The sequence below is a fragment of the Pseudomonas sp. fls2-241-R2A-110 genome, from assembly GCF_030209165.1.
Lineage (GTDB): Bacteria > Pseudomonadota > Gammaproteobacteria > Pseudomonadales > Pseudomonadaceae > Aquipseudomonas.
On record NZ_JARVSN010000007.1, the window covers coordinates 172,813 to 191,514 of the forward strand.

At 60.3% G+C, this 18,702-nt stretch carries 15 protein-coding genes; 9 read left to right on the forward strand and 6 right to left on the reverse strand.

The genetic code is table 11. The features are described from left to right. Nucleotides 1-150 precede the first annotated feature (150 nt). From QRN31_RS06170 to QRN31_RS06180, 3 genes are all read left to right on the forward strand, one after another. On the forward strand, nucleotides 151-1,518 hold the full coding sequence (locus QRN31_RS06170; protein ID WP_259155310.1) for an MFS transporter: 1,368 nt from the start codon (nucleotides 151-153) through the stop codon (nucleotides 1,516-1,518). 11 nt (nucleotides 1,519-1,529) lie between these two features. Beyond that, entirely contained in the window at nucleotides 1,530-3,083 is a 1,554-nt protein-coding gene (gene garD / locus QRN31_RS06175) for a galactarate dehydratase (RefSeq protein WP_285430820.1), read from the forward strand. 185 nt (nucleotides 3,084-3,268) lie between these two features. Continuing rightward, nucleotides 3,269-4,210 carry an AEC family transporter gene (locus QRN31_RS06180; RefSeq protein ID WP_285430822.1) on the forward strand — a complete coding sequence of 314 codons (942 nt, stop codon included), beginning with the start codon at nucleotides 3,269-3,271 and terminating at the stop codon, nucleotides 4,208-4,210. A gap of 157 nt (nucleotides 4,211-4,367) precedes the next feature. Here QRN31_RS06180 and QRN31_RS06185 read toward each other — a convergent pair whose 3' ends face one another. From QRN31_RS06185 to gatC, 6 genes are all read right to left on the reverse strand, one after another. Continuing rightward, complete coding sequence (locus tag QRN31_RS06185; RefSeq protein ID WP_414924099.1) at nucleotides 4,368-4,703, reverse strand: carboxymuconolactone decarboxylase family protein; 336 nt, start codon at nucleotides 4,701-4,703, stop codon at nucleotides 4,368-4,370. Nucleotides 4,704-4,744: 41 nt separating this feature from the next. Then, nucleotides 4,745-5,803, reverse strand: coding sequence for a calcium/sodium antiporter (locus tag QRN31_RS06190; protein ID WP_285430976.1), 1,059 nt, complete (start codon nucleotides 5,801-5,803; stop codon nucleotides 4,745-4,747). Between the two features lie 51 nt (nucleotides 5,804-5,854). Next, nucleotides 5,855-6,229 carry a septal ring lytic transglycosylase RlpA family protein gene (locus tag QRN31_RS06195; RefSeq protein WP_285430824.1) on the reverse strand — a complete coding sequence of 125 codons (375 nt, stop codon included), beginning with the start codon at nucleotides 6,227-6,229 and terminating at the stop codon, nucleotides 5,855-5,857. 148 nt (nucleotides 6,230-6,377) lie between these two features. After that, nucleotides 6,378-7,823 (reverse strand): Asp-tRNA(Asn)/Glu-tRNA(Gln) amidotransferase subunit GatB, encoded by a 1,446-nt coding sequence (gatB, locus tag QRN31_RS06200; protein ID WP_208669991.1) that lies wholly within the window; start codon nucleotides 7,821-7,823, stop codon nucleotides 6,378-6,380. A gap of 10 nt (nucleotides 7,824-7,833) precedes the next feature. Then, nucleotides 7,834-9,285, reverse strand: coding sequence for an Asp-tRNA(Asn)/Glu-tRNA(Gln) amidotransferase subunit GatA (gatA, locus tag QRN31_RS06205; protein ID WP_285430826.1), 1,452 nt, complete (start codon nucleotides 9,283-9,285; stop codon nucleotides 7,834-7,836). 16 nt (nucleotides 9,286-9,301) lie between these two features. Next, nucleotides 9,302-9,589 (reverse strand): Asp-tRNA(Asn)/Glu-tRNA(Gln) amidotransferase subunit GatC, encoded by a 288-nt coding sequence (gene gatC / locus QRN31_RS06210; protein WP_007901429.1) that lies wholly within the window; start codon nucleotides 9,587-9,589, stop codon nucleotides 9,302-9,304. A 210-nt stretch (nucleotides 9,590-9,799) separates the two neighbouring features. Here gatC and mreB point away from each other — a divergent pair, with 210 nt between their 5' ends. The 6 genes from mreB (at nucleotide 9,800) to QRN31_RS06240 (ending at nucleotide 18,660) form a co-directional block, all read left to right on the forward strand. Beyond that, nucleotides 9,800-10,837 (forward strand): rod shape-determining protein MreB, encoded by a 1,038-nt coding sequence (gene mreB / locus QRN31_RS06215; protein ID WP_002555108.1) that lies wholly within the window; start codon nucleotides 9,800-9,802, stop codon nucleotides 10,835-10,837. A 143-nt stretch (nucleotides 10,838-10,980) separates the two neighbouring features. Next, nucleotides 10,981-12,132, forward strand: coding sequence for a rod shape-determining protein MreC (mreC, locus tag QRN31_RS06220; RefSeq protein WP_285430977.1), 1,152 nt, complete (start codon nucleotides 10,981-10,983; stop codon nucleotides 12,130-12,132). Next, nucleotides 12,132-12,623, forward strand: a complete 492-nt coding sequence (gene mreD / locus QRN31_RS06225) for a rod shape-determining protein MreD (protein WP_090175508.1) — start codon at nucleotides 12,132-12,134, stop codon at nucleotides 12,621-12,623. Before mreC ends, mreD begins: the two co-directional genes overlap by 1 nt. A gap of 46 nt (nucleotides 12,624-12,669) precedes the next feature. Beyond that, nucleotides 12,670-13,266, forward strand: a complete 597-nt coding sequence (locus QRN31_RS06230; protein ID WP_285430828.1) for a Maf family protein — start codon at nucleotides 12,670-12,672, stop codon at nucleotides 13,264-13,266. Nucleotides 13,267-13,323: 57 nt separating this feature from the next. Then, complete coding sequence (rng, locus tag QRN31_RS06235) at nucleotides 13,324-14,781, forward strand: ribonuclease G (RefSeq protein ID WP_090175503.1); 1,458 nt, start codon at nucleotides 13,324-13,326, stop codon at nucleotides 14,779-14,781. A 75-nt stretch (nucleotides 14,782-14,856) separates the two neighbouring features. After that, nucleotides 14,857-18,660: a YhdP family protein gene (locus QRN31_RS06240; RefSeq protein ID WP_285430829.1), complete on the forward strand. Its 3,804-nt coding sequence runs from the start codon at nucleotides 14,857-14,859 to the stop codon at nucleotides 18,658-18,660. Nucleotides 18,661-18,702 lie beyond the last annotated feature (42 nt).

The window sequence follows — 18,702 nt, forward strand, 5'->3', positions numbered from 1 at the left end:
CACCGTAATACCTGTGGGAGCTGGCCTGCCAGCGATGGCATCACCGCGGTGTGACTGACACGCCGAGGTGTCCGCATCGCTGGCAGGCCAGCTCCCACAAAAAGAAATCGTTATTACCCGCATAAAAATAATCAGTGGGAGTACATCTACATGCAAGCGACCAAGCCGACCCACGTCCGCTATTTGATTCTGCTCATGCTTTTCCTGGTGACCACGATCAACTACGCCGACCGGGCCACTATCGCCATCGCGGGCTCCAGCCTGCAAAAAGACCTCGGCATTGACGCGGTCACTCTCGGTTATATCTTCTCTGCATTCGGTTGGGCCTACGTGGCCGGGCAAATTCCCGGTGGCTGGCTGCTGGACCGATTCGGTTCGAAAAAAGTCTACGCACTGAGCATCTTCACCTGGTCGCTGTTCACCGTCTTGCAGGGCTATGTCGGTGAGTTCGGCATGTCCACGGCAATCGTTGCGCTGTTCATGCTGCGCTTCCTGGTGGGCCTGGCCGAAGCGCCATCCTTCCCCGGTAACGCGCGCATCGTGGCGGCCTGGTTCCCGACGGCTGAACGCGGTACTGCCTCGGCGATCTTCAACTCGGCACAATACTTTGCCACCGTGCTGTTCGCGCCGCTGATGGGCTGGATCGTCTACAGCTTCGGCTGGCAGCATGTGTTTGTGGTGATGGGCGGCATCGGCATCGTGTTCTCGCTGATCTGGCTGAAAGTTATCCACAGTCCGCGTCAGCACCCGATGATCAACGAAGCCGAGTTCAAGCACATCGCCGACAACGGCGGCATGGTCGACATGGACCAGGACAAAGGCAAAGGCAAGAAAACCGACGGGCCGAAGTGGGACTACATTCGCCAGTTGCTGACCAACCGCATGATGCTCGGCGTTTACCTGGGCCAATACTGCATCAACGGCATCACCTACTTCTTCCTGACCTGGTTCCCGGTGTACCTGGTGCAGGAACGCGGCATGACCATTCTCAAGGCGGGTTTCATCGCTTCGTTGCCGGCGATCTGCGGCTTCATCGGTGGTGTGCTCGGCGGGGTGATTTCCGACTACCTGCTGCGCAAGGGCCATTCCCTGACCTTCGCCCGCAAGGCACCGATCATTGCCGGTTTGCTGGTTTCCAGCAGCATCGTGGCCTGCAACTATGTGGACATCGAATGGATGGTGGTCGGCTTCATGGCCCTGGCGTTCTTCGGTAAAGGCGTTGGCGCATTGGGCTGGGCGGTGGTGTCCGACACCTCGCCAAAACAGATCGCCGGTTTGAGTGGCGGCCTGTTCAACATGTTCGGCAACATCGCGTCCATCACCACGCCAATCGTGATTGGCTACATCATCAGCTCCACCGGTTCGTTCAAATGGGCCTTGGTGTTTGTCGGTTGCAACGCACTGGTCGCAGTGTTCAGCTACCTGGTGATCGTCGGTCCGATCAAACGTGTGGTGCTCAAGGAGCCGCCAGTCAATGGCCCTGAAACCAACAACAAATTATCTCAAGCGCATTCCTGAGGAGCGGCGTCATGCAGTTGATTGAACATTCCGACTCGCCGCGCTACATCCGCCTGCACGAGCGGGACAATGTCGTGATCGTGGTCAATGACCAGGGCGTGCCGGCCGGCACTGAATTTCCCGATGGCCTGGTGACGGTGGACTTCGTGCCGCAGAGCCACAAAGTCACCCTGGAAGATATTCCCGAGGGTGGCCAGGTCATTCGTTACGGCCAGACCATCGGCTACGCGTTGCAGCCGATTCCACGCGGCAGCTGGGTCAAGGAAGATCAACTGCGCATGCCCACCGCGCCGCCGCTGGACAGCCTGCCGCTGTCCACCGATGTGCCGGCCGCGCAGGCACCGCTGGAAGGTTTTACGTTCGAGGGTTATCGCAATGCCGACGGCACCGTCGGCACGCGCAACATTCTGGGGATCACCACCACGGTTCAGTGTGTGACCGGCGTGCTCGACCATGCGGTCAAGCGCATCAAGGAAGAGTTGCTGCCCCACTACCCGAACGTCGATGACGTGGTGGCGCTGACCCACAGTTACGGTTGCGGCGTGGCCATTACCGCCACCGACGCCTACATCCCGATCCGTACCGTGCGCAACCTGGCGCGCAACCCGAACCTGGGTGGCGAAGCCTTGGTCATCAGCCTTGGTTGCGAGAAATTGCAGGCCGGGCAGGTGATGCACGAGAACGACAGCTCGGTGGACCTGAGCGATCCGTGGTTGTATCGCTTGCAGGATTCCAGTCACGGTTTCACCGAGATGATCGAGCAGATCATGGCGTTGGCCGAGGTCCGTTTGAAGAAACTCGATCAGCGTCGCCGGGAAACCGTGCCGGCGTCCGAGCTGATTCTGGGCATGCAGTGCGGCGGCAGCGATGCCTTTTCCGGCATCACTGCCAACCCGGCGTTGGGCTATGCCTCGGATTTGCTATTGCGGGCCGGTGCGACGGTGATGTTTTCCGAAGTCACCGAAGTGCGTGACGCGATTTACCTGCTGACGTCCCGCGCCGAAACCAAGGAAGTCGCCGAGGAGCTGGTGCGGGAAATGGACTGGTACGACCGGTACCTGGCCAAGGGCGAAGCGGATCGCAGCGCCAACACCACGCCGGGGAACAAGAAGGGCGGGTTGTCGAACATTGTCGAGAAGTCCTTGGGCTCGATCGTCAAATCCGGCAGCAGCGCGATCAACGGCGTGCTGGGCCCTGGCGAACGCTTCAAGCGCAAAGGGCTGATTTTCTGCGCGACCCCGGCCAGTGATTTTGTCTGCGGGACGTTGCAACTGGCGGCCGGGATGAACCTGCATGTATTCACCACCGGGCGCGGCACGCCGTATGGCCTGGCGATGGCGCCGGTGGTGAAGGTCTCGACGCGTACAGAACTGGCGCAGCGCTGGCCGGACCTGATCGACATCGATGCCGGGAGGATTGCCACCGGACGGGCTTCGATTGAAGACCTCGGCTGGGAGTTGTTCCACTACTACCTGGACGTGGCGAGCGGGAAAAAACAGACGTGGGCCGAGCAGCACAAGCTGCATAACGACATCACCTTGTTTAACCCTGCGCCGATCACGTAAGACCGAGTCGCCTGCATCGCGGGCAAGCCCGCTCCCACACTGGATTTTCGCCGTACACAGATTTTGTGTTCGGCACTGAACAAATGTGGGAGCGAGCCTGCTCGCGATAGCGGTCTAACAGACGCCAGAGGACTTGGTGGCTTATCATTAGCCCCCTAACGACGCCCACCCAAGGTTCTCCCGGCATGCTGGCTATCTTCCTCGAAACCCTGAACATCACCGCGCCGGTGTTTGCCATGCTGTTTCTGGGTGTGCTGCTCAAGCGCATCAACTGGATCAACGACAACTTCATCCACACTGCGTCGGCCTTGGTGTTCAACGTCACCATGCCGGCGTTGCTGTTTCTGGGCATCCTGCATGCCGACCTGCACGCCGCGCTGCAACCGGCGCTGCTGATCTACTTCGCGCTCGCCACCCTGGTGTGTTTCGCCATTGCCTGGGGCTGGGCAATCTGGAAGTGCCCGCGTGAAGACCGGGGGATCTACACCCAGGGTGCGTTTCGCGGCAATAACGGTGTCATCGGCCTCGCACTGGCGGCGAGCATGTACGGCGATTACGGCATTTCCCTCGGGGCGATTCTCGCAGCGCTGGTGATCCTGTTTTACAACACGCTCTCAACCATCGTGCTCGCGGTCTACAGCCCGGTGATCAAGTCCGATCCGTGGAGCATCTTCAAAAGCGTGATGGTCAATCCGTTGATCATCAGCGTGTTTGCGGCGGCGCCATTTGCTTATTTCAAGATCGGCTTGCCGGGGTGGCTGGAAACCTCCGGTCAGTACCTGGCGCAAACCACCTTGCCGCTGGCGCTGATTTGCATCGGCGGCACGTTGTCGCTGGCAGCGATGCGCAAGAGCGGCACGATGGCGCTCAGCTCAAGCCTGGTGAAGATGATCGGCCTGCCGGTGCTGGCGACGCTGGGAGCGTGGTTATGGGGTTTTCGCGGAGCGGAGTTGGGGATTCTGTTTCTGTATTTCGGCAGCCCGACTGCAGCGGCCAGTTTTGTAATGGCCCGTCAGGCCAATGGCAATCATGAACTGGCGGCGGCGATCATCGTCATTACGACGTTGATGGCGGCGATTACCACCAACGTCGGGATCTTTTTATTGCAGTGGGGAGGTTGGATCTAGCTTCGGAATCTTTGGTTTTTTTTGGGGGCCTCTTCGCGGGCAAGCCCGCTCCCACAGGGGATCTCCAGTGGACACAAAATTTGTGTACGACTCGGCCTAGTGTGGGAGCGAGCTTGCTCGCGATGGCGGCAGATCATTCACCACAAATGCCGATGACTCACTCCGGCTTCTGGTAAGTGTCGATCACTTCCTGCGCCGCGCGAAACGCATCGATCGCCGCTGGCACACCGGCATACACCGCGCAATGCAGCAGCGCCTCGCGAATTTCTTCCACGGTGCAACCGTTGTTCAACGCGCCGCGCACGTGACCTTTCAATTCCTGCGGGCACTTCAACGCGGTCAGTGCGGCGAGGGTGATCAGGCTGCGGGTTTTCAGCGGCAGGCCTTCGCGATTCCACACGCTGCCCCAGGCGTGCTCATTGACGAAATCCTGCAGCGGCTGGGAGAACTCGGTGGCATTGCCCAGAGCGCGGTCGACGAAGGCGTCGCCCATCACTTGGCGGCGGACTTCAACGCCAGGCTTCTTATTGTCGGTCACGGCATTTCCCTCTTGTGGTGTTGGCGACGCCAGGCGCGCAGCGACGTAAACAGCAGATACGCCACCAGCGCCGGCAGGACGAAAAACAGCATCAGGTGTTCAAGTTTGCCGGCCAGCGGCATGCCGGTGGTGAATGACACCACGTGCAAGCCGTAAGCGAGGTACAGCCCCAGAAACAGCAAGCCTTCGGCGCGGGTCACCCGGTAGCCGGTGTAAAACAGCGGCAGGCACAGCACCGCGACGCCGAGCATCACCGGCAAGTCAAAATCCAGGGCGTTGGGCGAAACTGACAGTGGCGAAGGCGCGACAAGCGCCGTCAGGCCAAGCACGCCCAGAAGGTTGAACAGATTGCTGCCGATGACGTTGCCCACGGCGATATCGCGCTGACCGCGCAACGCGGCGATCAATGAGGTGGCCAGCTCCGGCAGTGAAGTGCTGACGGCGACAATGGTCAGGCCGATGATGCGCTCCGACAGCCCCAGATCGGTGGCGACCGCCACGGCGGCACCCAGCAACAAGTGAGCGGCATACACCAGCATGGCCAGTCCGGCGACGATCATCAGCACGCTGCTGACCCACGGTGCCTTCAGTGTTTCGTCGTGGGAGGGCGGGCGAGTCGAATACCGCGACTGGCGAAGCAACAAGCCCAGGTACAACACCAGCGCAGCCAATAGAATCAAGCCGTCCACACGATCCAGCTCTTTGTTCCAGGCCAGTGCGAACACCAGCAGGCTGGCGCCGATCATCAGCGGAATATCCAGGCGCACCAGCTGCCGCGAAACCCGTAGCGGAATGATCAACGCCGAAAGGCCCAGGGTGACCAGGATGTTGAAGATGCAGCTGCCAATCACGCTGCCGACGGCGATGTCGGCGTTTTGCGCCAGGGTGGCTTGCAGGCTGACCGCCATCTGCGGGGCGCTGCTGCCGAGGGCGACGATGGTCAGCCCGATAATCAGCGACCGCACCTGCAGGCGCGCCGCCAGGCGCACAGCGCCGCGCACCATCAGTTCTGCACCCGCGATCAGCAGCAGCAGGCCAACGAACAATTCAATCAGGCTGATCAGGGGTAAGTCGTCAAGTCCGAAAATGGTTTTGGGCTCCGGCTGTTAATCGTCGAGGGCTTGCACGCGAACGCGCGCGGTACCACTGCCGAGCATGCCCAACCGCTCGGCCGCAGCATGTGACACGTCGATCAGACGCCCACGGGCATGCGGCCCGCGATCGTTGATGCGGACGACGCAGGATTTGTCGTTATTCAGATTGGTGACCTTCACCCGCGTGCCGAACGGCAACTGGCGATGGGCGGCGGTCAGGGAGTTCTTGTTGAAACGCTCACCACTGGCGGTGCGTTTACCTTGATGTTTGGCGCCGTAATACGAAGCCACGCCGGTCTTGTCATAGCCGTGCGGATCGATGATGTCGTTGCTGGCGCAACCGGCCAGCAGGGAGAGCAGGGCGCAAAGGCTGAGCAGACGCTTCATTGAAGGTTTCCCGAAAACAAATGTGGGAGCCAGCCTGCTGGCGATTGCGGAGTGTCAGACACGGATATGTTGAATGTCAGACCGCTATCGCCAGCAGGCTGGCTCCCACAAGGAGTGGAGCCAGGTTTGAGGGCTGGCTCCATTTTCATCAGCCTTCGAGCTTGCTTTTGAGCAGTTCGTTGACCTGTTGCGGGTTGGCCTTGCCTTTGGAGGCTTTCATGGCCTGGCCGACGAAGAAGCCGAACATCTTGCCGCGCTTGGCTTCGTCTGCCGCACGGTATTGCTCGACCTGCTCGGCGTTGGCCGCGAGCATTTCGTCCAGCACCGCCGAGATCGCGCCGCTGTCGGTCACTTGCTTCAAGCCACGCTTGTCGATGATCTCGTCCGCGCTGCCTTCGCCGTTGGCCATCGCTTCAAACACTACTTTGGCGATTTTGCCGGAGATGGTGTTGTCCTTGATGCGCAGCAGCATGCCGCCCAGTTGCTCGGCCGAGACCGGTGACTGGTCGATTTCCACGCCTTGCTTGTTCAGCAGGCTGCCCAGCTCAACCATGACCCAGTTCGCCGCCAGCTTGGCGTCGCCGCTGATGCCCACGACTTTTTCGAAGTAATCGGCTTGCTCGCGGCTGGTGGCCAGGACGCTGGCGTCATAGACCGACAGGCCGAACTGCGCCTGGAAGCGCTCGCGTTTCTGCGGTGGCAATTCCGGCAGGGTGGCGCGCACCTCATTGAGGAACGAGTCTTCGATGACCACGGGCAGCAGGTCCGGATCGGGGAAGTAACGGTAGTCGTTGGCTTCCTCCTTGCTGCGCATCGGACGGGTCTCGTCCTTGTTCGGATCGTACAGGCGGGTCTGCTGGATCACTTTGCCGCCATCTTCGATCAGCTCGATCTGACGGCGAACTTCACTGTTGATCGCCTTCTCGATGAAGCGGAACGAGTTGACGTTCTTGATCTCGCAGCGGGTGCCGAACTCAACCTGGCCTTTGGGACGGATCGACACGTTGCAGTCGCAACGCAGCGAACCTTCGGCCATGTTGCCGTCGCAGATGCCCAGGTAACGCACCAGCGCGTGGATCGTCTTGACGTAAGCCACGGCTTCCTTCGCGCTGCGCATGTCCGGCTCGGAAACGATTTCCAGCAGCGGCGTGCCGGCACGGTTCAGGTCGATGCCGGTGGCACCGTTGAATTCTTCGTGCAGGCTTTTACCAGCGTCTTCTTCCAAGTGTGCACGGGTAACGCCGACACGTTTGATCGTGCCGTCTTCCATGGCGATGTCCAGGTGGCCCTTGCCGACGATCGGCAACTCCATCTGGCTGATCTGGTAGCCCTTGGGCAGGTCCGGGTAGAAATAGTTTTTACGGGCGAACACGTTGTGCTGGCCGATTTCGGCATCGATAGCCAGGCCGAACATCACCGCCATGCGCACCGCTTCCTGGTTCAGCACCGGCAGAACGCCGGGCATGCCCAGGTCTACCAGGCTGGCCTGGGTATTCGGCTCAGAACCGAAAGTGGTGGAACTACCGGAAAAGATTTTCGACCGGGTGGTGAGCTGGGTATGAATCTCCAGCCCGATCACGACTTCCCATTGCATGTGTTTCTCCTCAGAAGCCGGTTGGGGTGCGGGTGTGCCAGTCAGTGTTCAACTGATACTGATGGGCAACGTTCAACAGGCGACCTTCCTGGAAATACGGGGCGAGCAATTGCACGCCGACCGGCAGGCCATCGACAAAACCGGCGGGCATGGACAAGCCCGGCAGGCCGGCGAGGTTGGCGGTGATGGTGTAGACGTCTTCCAGGTACGCAGCGACCGGGTCGCTGTTCTTGGCGCCAAGCTTCCAGGCCGGGTTCGGCGTGGTTGGGCCGAGGATGATGTCGACCTCATTGAAGGCGGCCATGAAGTCGTTCTTGATCAGGCGACGAATTTTCTGTGCCTTGAGGTAGTAGGCGTCGTAGTAACCGGCCGACAGCGCGTAGGCGCCGACCATGATCCGGCGCTGCACTTCCGGGCCGAACCCTTCGCCGCGAGAGCGTTTGTACAGGTCGATCAGGTCTTTCGGGTTTTCGCAGCGATGGCCGAAACGCACGCCGTCGAAACGCGACAGGTTGGAAGACGCTTCTGCCGGAGCGATCACGTAGTACGCGGGAATCGCGTGCTGCATGTTCGGCAGGCTGATTTCCTTGACCACGGCACCGAGCTTTTTCAGTGCTTCGACGCTGGCCATGACCAGGTCGGCGATGCGTGGGTCGAGACCGGCGCCGAAATACTCCTTCGGCACGCCGATGCGCAGGCCTTGCAGCGAACCGTTGAGGCTGGCGCTGTAATCAGGCACGGGCTCGTCGATGCTGGTGGAATCCTGCTGGTCGAAACCGGCCATGCCTTGCAACAGGATCGCGCAGTCTTCGGCGGTACGGGCCAGAGGGCCGCCCTGATCGAGGCTGGAGGCGTAAGCGATCATGCCCCAGCGCGAAACGCGACCGTACGTCGGTTTCAGGCCGGTGAGGTTGGTCAGTGCTGCGGGCTGACGGATCGAGCCGCCGGTATCGGTGCCGGTGGCCGCTGGCAGCAGGCGCGCGGCAACCGCCGCCGCCGAACCGCCGGACGAACCGCCCGGAACGTGTTCCAGGTTCCACGGGTTTTTCACCGGGCCGTAGTAGCTCGACTCGTTGGCCGAACCCATGGCGAATTCGTCCATGTTGGTCTTGCCCAGGGTCACGGCCCCGGCAGCGGCCAGCTTGGCGACGACAGTGGCGTCGTACGGCGCCTTGAAGTTGTCGAGCATCTTCGAGCCGCAGCTGGTGCGGATGCCCTGGGTGCAGAACAGGTCTTTGTGCGCGATCGGCGCACCGAGCAGGGCACCGGTCTCACCGTTGGCACGGCGTGCGTCAGCGGCTTTCGCCTGCTGGAGCGCCAGGTCTTCGGTGAGCGTGATGAAGCTGTTGAGCTGAGGATCGAGCTTGGCGATACGCGCCAGCAGGTTTTTGGTCAGCTCTTCGGAAGAAAACTTTTTATCGGCGAGACCGCGGGCGATCTCGGCCAGAGTCATTTGATGCATTGCAGGCTCTTTCCCTTTAGTCGATGACTTTCGGAACCAGGTACAGGCCGTTTTCGACCGCTGGTGCGATGGACTGGTAGGCCTCGCGATGATTGGTCTCGGTCACGACGTCTGCACGCAGGCGCTGGCTGGCTTCCAGTGGGTGGGCGAGCGGCTCGATACCGTCGGTATTGACCGCCTGCATTTCGTCGACCAGCCCGAGAATGCTATTCAGGGCCGAAGTAATATGTGGAAGATCGGCATCATTAAGGCCAAGGCAGGCCAGATGAGCGATTTTTTCCACGTCGGAGCGTTCAAGCGCCATGGGAATCTCCAGTGGAAAACAGAACGGACGTCGTCCGTGTGTTAGATTGTCGGAACACTACCGCATTTCTACGGTCATAAGGCCGCGATTGTGGGGGTTGGTGCACAGAAAAGCGGCCAATTTAACATATTGGCGCCTTGCCCAAAATCCCTGTCGTTGTTAGAGTTTGCCGCACTTTTTTACCCACGCGTTGCCTAGGGTCCCTTTCCCATGTTCAAGAAACTGCGTGGCATGTTTTCCAGCGATCTTTCCATTGACCTGGGCACTGCCAACACCCTTATTTACGTGCGCGAGCGCGGTATCGTCCTGAATGAGCCATCGGTTGTGGCTATTCGGACACACGGTAACCAGAAAAGTGTCGTCGCTGTCGGCACCGAAGCCAAGCGCATGCTCGGCCGAACGCCGGGCAACATTGCTGCCATTCGTCCGATGAAGGATGGCGTGATTGCCGACTTCAGCGTCTGCGAAAAGATGCTGCAATATTTTATCAACAAGGTTCACGAAAACAGCTTTCTGCAGCCAAGCCCTCGTGTGCTGATCTGCGTTCCGTGCAAATCCACCCAGGTTGAGCGTCGTGCCATCCGTGAATCGGCCCTTGGTGCCGGTGCGCGTGAAGTGTTCCTGATCGAAGAGCCGATGGCCGCTGCGATCGGTGCCGGCCTGCCGGTTGAAGAAGCGCGCGGTTCGATGGTCGTCGATATCGGTGGTGGTACCACTGAAATCGCACTGATCTCCCTGAACGGTGTGGTTTACGCCGAATCCGTACGGGTTGGCGGCGACCGCTTCGACGAAGCGATCATCACCTACGTGCGCCGTAACTACGGCAGCCTGATCGGTGAATCCACTGCCGAGCGTATCAAGCAGGAAATCGGTACAGCCTACCCGGGCGGCGAAGTGCGTGAAGTCGACGTTCGCGGCCGTAACCTGGCCGAAGGCGTTCCACGCGCTTTCACCCTGAACTCCAATGAAGTGCTGGAAGCTCTGCAAGAGTCTCTGGCGACCATCGTTCAGGCGGTCAAAAGTGCCCTGGAGCAATCGCCTCCGGAGCTGGCTTCCGATATCGCCGAGCGTGGCCTGGTACTGACCGGTGGTGGCGCCTTGCTGCGTGACCTCGACAAGTTGCTGGCCCAGGAAACAGGTCTGCCGGTGATCGTCGCCGAAGACCCGCTGACCTGTGTGGCTCGCGGCGGTGGTCGTGCGTTGGAGATGATGGACAAGCACACCATGGACCTGCTTTCCAGCGAGTAAGTCGCCGGATCGCATCTATGCTGTTGAGCGCGCAGGCGGCACTTTGCAGTGCTGCCTGTTGGCGTTTATCTTCTGTCACTCTGCATCCAGGCCGGTTTGATGCCGTATGAATAAAGAAAAAATTTGCCTGGGAGGAGCGGCTTATTAAACCGCTTTTCACCAAGGGCCCCTCACTGGGCGTGCGCGTATTAGTGCTGGTCGTGCTTTCGGTCGCCCTGATGGTGGTCGATGCCCGATTCACACTGCTCAAGCCAGTGCGTAGCCAAATGTCGCTGGTGCTGATGCAGTCTTACTGGATCACCGACCTGCCGCAGCGGCTATGGCAGGGTGTGGCCAGCCAATTTGGCAGCCGTACCGAACTCGTCGCCGAAAACGAAAAACTCAAGACCGAAAACCTGTTGTTGCAGGGGCGCATGCAAAAGCTGGCGGCCCTCACCGAGCAGAACGTTCGGCTGCGCGAGTTGCTCAATTCCTCCGCGCTGGTCAACGAGAAGGTCGAAGTGGCCGAGTTGATCGGCATGGACCCCAATCCCTTCACCCATCGCATCATCATCAATAAAGGCGAGCGCGACGGTGTGATCCTCGGTCAGCCGGTGCTCGATGCCCGCGGCCTGATGGGGCAGGTGGTTGAACTGATGCCGTACACCTCTCGCGTGCTGCTGCTGACCGACACGACTCACAGTATTCCGGTGCAGGTAAACCGCAACGGGCTGCGCGCAATTGCCAGCGGCACCGGTAACCCGGAACGCCTCGAACTTCGCCACGTGGCCGATACGGCGGACATCAAGGAAGGCGATCTGCTGGTCAGCTCAGGTTTGGGCCAGCGTTTCCCGGCCGGTTACCCGGTGGCAACGGTCAAGGAAGTGATCCACGATTCCGGCCAGCCCTTTGCCATCGTGCGTGCCGTGCCGACCGCCGCCCTGAACCGCAGCCGTTACCTGCTGCTGGTGTTCAGCGACGGTCGTACCGCTGAAGAGCGCGCCAATGAAGCCGCCCAGGCTCAGGAAGCCCTTGATCAGCACGGCGGCGGCCCGATCTTCCCGGCGACCGTTTCGAAGCCTGCCCTGGTCCCGACGCCGGCAGCTGCGCCCGTGGCGGCTCCGGCTGTTCCGGCAACGGCACCAGCACCGGTTGCGGCAACCCCGGCCAAGCCCACGACCACACGGCATTCGGCCGCCAAGCCTCCCGCCACGCAGCCGGCGGCCGCCAAGCCGCCTGCGACTCAACCCGCTGCCGTGAAGCCTGCTGCCAAGCCGCCTGTCTCCGCGCCAGCCTCCACTGGGGGACGAGAATAATGGTCGGTACGACTGCATCGCGAAACGGCTGGATCGTTTGGCTGACCTTTGCCATCGGCATGTTGCTCAGCGTTTCGCCGCTGCCACAGTTCATGGAAATCCTGCGTCCGTTGTGGCTGGCCTTGCTGCTGGCATTCTGGGCGCTGACCATGCCGCAAAAAGTCGGCATGGTCACCGCGTGGTGCCTGGGTCTGGCTGAAGACGTGCTCTACGGCACACTGCTGGGCCAGAACGCGTTAATCCTGACACTGATCACCTTTCTGGTGCTGTCGCTGCAACAGCGCCTGCGCATGTTCCCGATGTGGCAACAGAGCCTGGTGATCCTGGTGATCTTCGGCCTCGCCCAGCTTGTTCAGCTGTGGTTGAGCGCCTTGACCGGCAACCGCCAGCCGACACTGGCGCTGGTCTTGCCGGCACTGGTCAGTGCCTTGCTCTGGCCTTGGGTCAGCTACGGTTTGCGCGGGTTGCGTCGACGCTACAAAATCACTTGATTCGGTCAGGCATTGGCCCGTATTGGCGGTAGACAAGGGAGATGTCTTGATGAAGTTATACCTCGCCTCAGGCTCGCCACGTCGGCGTGAGCTGCTCACGCAGATCGGCGTGCCGTTTTCCGCCATCAGTGCGGACATCGATGAAACCCCTTTGAAGCATGAATCCCCGTCGGCTTATGTCGAACGCCTCGCGCGTGGCAAGGCCGAAGCCGGGCGCGGCACGCTCGCGTCAGGTGAAGATTCTTGTGTGTTGGGTGCGGATACCGCCGTGGTGCTCAACGGGAAAATTCTTGGCAAACCGGTGGACGAAGCCGATGCGTGCGCCATGCTTATGTTGTTGGCCGGTCAGGAACACGAAGTATTGACCGCCATTGCGGTGCTCGACGGCGAACGCTGTGAGTCCCGGGTTGTGCGCAGCCTGGTGCGCTTTCGCGACATCAGTCGCGAAGAAGCCGCGGCCTACTGGGCTAGCGGCGAACCCCGTGACAAGGCTGGCGGCTATGGGATTCAAGGACTGGGCGCGGTGTTTGTCGCCGGGCTCAATGGCAGCTACTCGGCTGTGGTCGGGTTGCCGCTGTGCGAAACCTGCGAGCTGCTGGGCCATTTCGGCATACCCTGTTGGCAAACCCTTAACGCGCGCTGAGCGTCGTTCTGACAAGATGCGGCCATTATCGTGAACATGCCTGAACGAGACCCTGCCATGAGTGAAGAGATCCTGATCAACATCACGCCGATGGAATCGCGCGTGGCGGTGGTCGAAAACGGTGTTCTGCAAGAGGTCCACGTCGAGCGTACGCAAAAGCGCGGGATCGTCGGCAATATCTACAAAGGCAAGGTCGTGCGGGTGTTGCCGGGCATGCAGGCCGCGTTCGTCGATATCGGTCTGGACCGCGCCGCGTTCATTCATGCCTCGGAAATTTCCTTGCGTGAAGGGCCGGCGGTAGAAAGCATCAGCGCGTTGGTCCATGAAGGCCAGAGCCTGGTGGTGCAAGTCACCAAGGACCCGATCGGTTCCAAAGGCGCGCGCCTGACCACTCAGTTATCGATTCCATCGCGCTATCTGGTGTACATGCCGCGCACGGCCCACGTCGGCATTTCGCTGAAGATCGAGGACGAAGCGGAACGCGAACGTCTCAAGCAAGTGGTCACCGATTGCGTGGACAAAGAGGGCATCAAGGAGGCGGGCGGTTTCATCCTGCGCACCGCCGCCGAAGGGGCGGGTGCCGATGAAATCCTGATGGACATTCGTTACCTGCGCCGTCTCTGGGATCAGATCAACGAACAGATCAAGACCATCAGCGCACCGAGTGTAATCTACGAAGACCTCGGCCTGGCGCTGCGCACCTTGCGTGACCTGGTGAGCCCGAAGATCGAGAAGATCCGTATCGATTCCCGGGAAACCTTCCAAAAAACGACGCAGTTTGTCGCAGAACTGATGCCGGAGATCGCTGATCGTCTGGAGCATTACCCGGGCGAGCGGCCGATCTTCGACCTGTACGGCGTCGAAGACGAAATCCAGAAAGCCCTCGAGCGCAAAGTGCCGCTCAAGTCCGGCGGTTATCTGGTGGTCGATCCGGCCGAAGCCATGAGCACCATCGACGTCAACACGGGCGCATTCGTCGGGCATCGCAACCTCGAAGAAACCATTTTCAAGACCAACCTCGAAGCCGCGACCGCCATCGCTCGCCAGCTGCGCCTGCGCAATCTGGGCGGAATCATCATCATCGACTTCATCGACATGGAAGACGAAGAGCACCAGCGCCAGGTCTTGCGTACCCTCGAGAAGCAACTTGAGCGCGATCACGCCAAGACCAACATCATCGGCATCACCGAGTTGGGCCTGGTGCAGATGACCCGCAAGCGCACCCGCGAAAGTCTCGAACAAGTGCTCTGTGAACCCTGCAGCAGCTGTCAGGGACGCGGCAAATTGAAGACGCCGGAAACGGTCTGCTATGAAATTTTTCGCGAAATCCTCCGCGAGGCACGCGCCTATCAAGCGGAAGGCTATCGTGTATTGGCGAACCAGAAAGTCGTCGATCGTTTGCTCGACGAGGAGTCGGGCAATGTCGCCGAACTGGAAGGCTTTATCGGGCGGACCATCCGGTTTCAGGTGGAAACCATGTATTCCCAGGAACAATACGACGTGGTGCTGCTCTGAATCGTTTTGTTTCAACCTCACTAAATCGGCTGGCCTCAGCTTTTTGCAGTATTTTTGCCATGGGAGCCAACTGACATGGAACGTCTGACACGCATTTTGGCCGCACTGACCCGCTGGGGTCTTGGCCTGTGCGCGTTGGTATTGGTGTTGATGGCGTTATACGTCAGCCTCGGCCGCGAGTTGACGCCTCTGGTGGCCGAATATCGTGCCGACGTCGAAACCAAAGCCAGCGCCGCCCTGGGCATGCCGTTGCAGATCGGTAAGCTGGAGGGCAACTGGAGCGGTTTCGCGCCGATCCTCCTGGCGCACGACGTCACGGTTGGCGAGGGCTCCAATGCCCTGCGTCTGGACCAGGTGCGGGCGGTGCCTGACGTTTGGGAAAGCTTGCTAGCGCGCGAAGTGCGCATCGCTCATCTGGAACTCAATGGCCTGAAGATCAGCCTCAAGGAAGGCCAGGACGGGCAGTGGGCGCTGGAAGGTTTGCCGGTGCAACAGGACCAGCCGCTCGACCCGGAGCAGTTGCTCAATCGCATGCAAATGGTTGCGCAGTTGTCGGTGATCGACAGCCAGGTGACCTTGCAGCCACTGGATCAGCCGCCACTGACATTGACCTACGTGGGCCTGAACCTGAAAACCGGCGTGTCCCGCCAGCGACTCGATGCCCGTTTGACCCTGCCCGATGGCCAACCGTTGGCCATGAGTGTGCGCACCCGTATTCGCGCCAGCGAATGGAAGGATGGCGAAGCCGAGGCGTACCTGAGCCTGCCGCAAAGCGACTGGTCGAAATGGCTGCCCGCGAGCCTGACCCGGCAATGGAATTTCTCCGAGATCAAGGCCGGTGGCGAACTCTGGGTGACCTGGGGCAAGGGCGAGCTGCAAAGCGCTGCCATTCGCTTGAACGCGCCACAGCTCAAGGGCGCTTACGCCGAACGTAAACCGATCCAGATCAACAACCTGGCGCTCAACGGCTATTTCCAGCGCAGTTCCGAAGGCATGCTGGTGACTTTGGACTCCCTGGCCATGAACCTTGGCGCGAGCCGCTGGGAATCGCATCTGCAACTGCGCCAGAGCATCGCGACCGATACGGCTGACGAAGTCTGGCACTTGCAAGCCGACCGCCTCGATCTCACACCGCTCACACCGCTGATGAATGCCTTGGGGCCGCTGCCGGAAGGTGTTGCCACCGCCATCGAGCGACTCAAGGTCACCGGCAGTCTACGCAACGTGCTGATCGATCTGCGGCCCAATGCCACCGACGACAGCAAGTTCAGCTTTGCCGCCAACCTCGAGCAGGTCGGCTTCGACGCCTATCACGGTGCACCGGCGGCGCGAAATGTCAGCGGTAGCATCAGTGGTGACCTTGGTCAGGGTGAACTGCGGATGGACAGCAAGGACTTTGTCCTGCACCTGGACCCGATCTTTGCCAAGCCATGGCAATACATCCAGGCCAATGCCCGGCTGACCTGGAAGCTCGACAAAGAAGGCTTCACCCTGATCGCGCCGTACCTCAAGGTGCTGGGCGAAGAGGGCAAGATTGCCGGTGACTTCCTGATCCGCCTGCATTTCGACCATACCCAGGAAGACTACATGGACCTGCGGGTTGGCCTGGTGGATGGCGACGGTCGTTACACCGCCAAATACCTGCCAAGCATGCTCAGCCCGGCACTCGACGAATGGCTGCGCACTGCGATTCTCAAAGGTGCGGTAGACCAGGGTTTCTTCCAGTATCAAGGCTCGCTGAACCATGGCGCCGAGGACGCTGCCCGCAGCATCAGCCTGTTCTTCAAGGTGCATGACGCCGAACTGGCGTTTCAGCCAGGTTGGCCACATGTCAGCAAGGTGAGCGGTGATGTGTTTGTCGAAGACAGCGGTGTGCGGATCCTGGCCAGCAAGGGCCAGTTGCTCAACACCCAGGTCAGCGACATCTACGTCAATATTCCCCATGTGCCGGCCGGTCAAAGCGTTCACCTGTTCCTCGACGGCGGGTTCGCCGGCGGATTGGGCGATGGCTTGAAGATTCTTCAGGAAGCGCCGATCGGCACGGCGGACACCTTTGCTGGATGGGAAGGCGAGGGCGATCTGCAAGGCAAGTTGAAACTGGACATTCCCTTGGTAAAAGGCGAACAGCCGAAAATTCTCGTCGACTTCAAGACAGCCAAGTCCCGTCTGAAACTGGCCGAGCCTGTGCTTGAGTTGACTCAACTCAAAGGCGATTTCCGTTTTGACAGCGCCAAGGGGGTGAGCGGACAAAACATTACTGCTCGGGCCTTCGACAGGCCGGTCACCGCGCAGATTTTTGCCGATGGCAGCCCGGGTAATATCAAGACCCGTGTCAGCGCGTCTGGTCAGGTAGAGGTCAAGAAGCTCACGGATTGGTTGAACGTGACCCAACCGCTGCCGGTGTCCGGTTTGATCCCGTATCAGTTGCAACTGAACCTCGATGGGCCTGACAGCCAATTGATGGTCAATTCCAGTCTCAAAGGCGTGGCAATCGATTTGCCGGCCCCGTTCGGCATGACTGCCGATGTCGGACGCGACACCACGTTCCGCATGACCCTGCAGGGACAGGAGCGGCGCTATTGGGTCAACTATGGCGAGTTGGCAAACTTCACATTCGCCGCGCCGCCCGGCAATTTTGCCGATGGTCGCGGTGAGTTGTTCCTCGGCGGCGGCGCTGCCGTGCTGCCCGGCGCGAAAGGCCTTCGGGTGCGTGGCGTGCTGTCGGAACTGGATGTCGGTCCCTGGAAAGATCTGGCGGACAAGTACGCCGGCCAGGATCCGGGCGGCAGTGCCAAGCAGCTGCTCAGCAGCGCGGACTTCAAGGTCGGCAAGCTGAGCGGCGTCGGCACCACGCTCGATCAGGCGTCGGTGCAGTTGAACCGCAAATCCGCCGCGTGGGCCCTGCAGCTCGACAGTCAGCAGGTCAAGGGCAGCGCGAGTATCCCGGATGCGCAAGGCGCGCCGATTGCGATCAATCTGCTGACCGTGCGCTTGCCGGCACCGGATCCTAAAGTGCTGGCCGACGAAAATTCGCCGGATCCGCTGGCCTCCGTAGACCCGACGAAAATTCCTGCACTGGATATCACCATCAATCAGCTGTTCCAGGGGCAAGACCTGGTCGGTGCCTGGTATTTAAAAGTCCGTCCGACTGCAAGGGGCATCGCGCTCAATACCCTGGACCTGGGGCTCAAGGGCATTCTGTTGCAGGGCAATGGCGGCTGGGAAGGCATACCGGGGAGTTCCAGCAGTTGGTTCAAGGGACGAATCAGCGGCAAGAATCTCGCCGATGTACTCAAAGGCTGGGGCTTTGCGCCGAGCGTCACCAGCGAAGAGTTTCATATGGACGTCGACGGTCGCTGGCCGGGCTCCCCGGCCTGGCTGGCGAGCAAGCGTTTCTCCGGCACCCTGGATGCATCGCTGAGCAAAGGCCAGTTCGTTGAAGTCGAGGGCGGTGCCCAGGCCCTGCGGGTTTTCGGCCTGCTCAACTTCAACTCCATCGGTCGCCGTCTGCGCCTGGACTTCTCCGACTTGTTTGGAAAAGGCCTGAGTTATGACCGGGTCAAAGGCCTGCTGGTCGCGACCAACGGCGTCTACGTGACCAAGGAGCCCATCCAGATGACCGGACCTTCGAGCAATGTTGAGCTCAACGGCACGCTGAACCTGGTCGGTGACCAGATCGATGCCAAGTTGCTGGTGACGTTGCCGGTGACCAACAACTTGCCGATTGCCGCGTTGATCGTCGGCGCACCGGCGGTTGGCGGCGCGCTGTTCTTGATCGACAAGTTGATCGGAGACCGCGTGGCACGTTTCGCCAGCGTGAAATACACGGTCAAAGGTCCGTGGAAAGAGCCGAAAATCACCTACGACAAACCTTTTTGAGTTCTTTTTTGAAAAGGCACTGCCAAAGGCTATGGAGTAGCA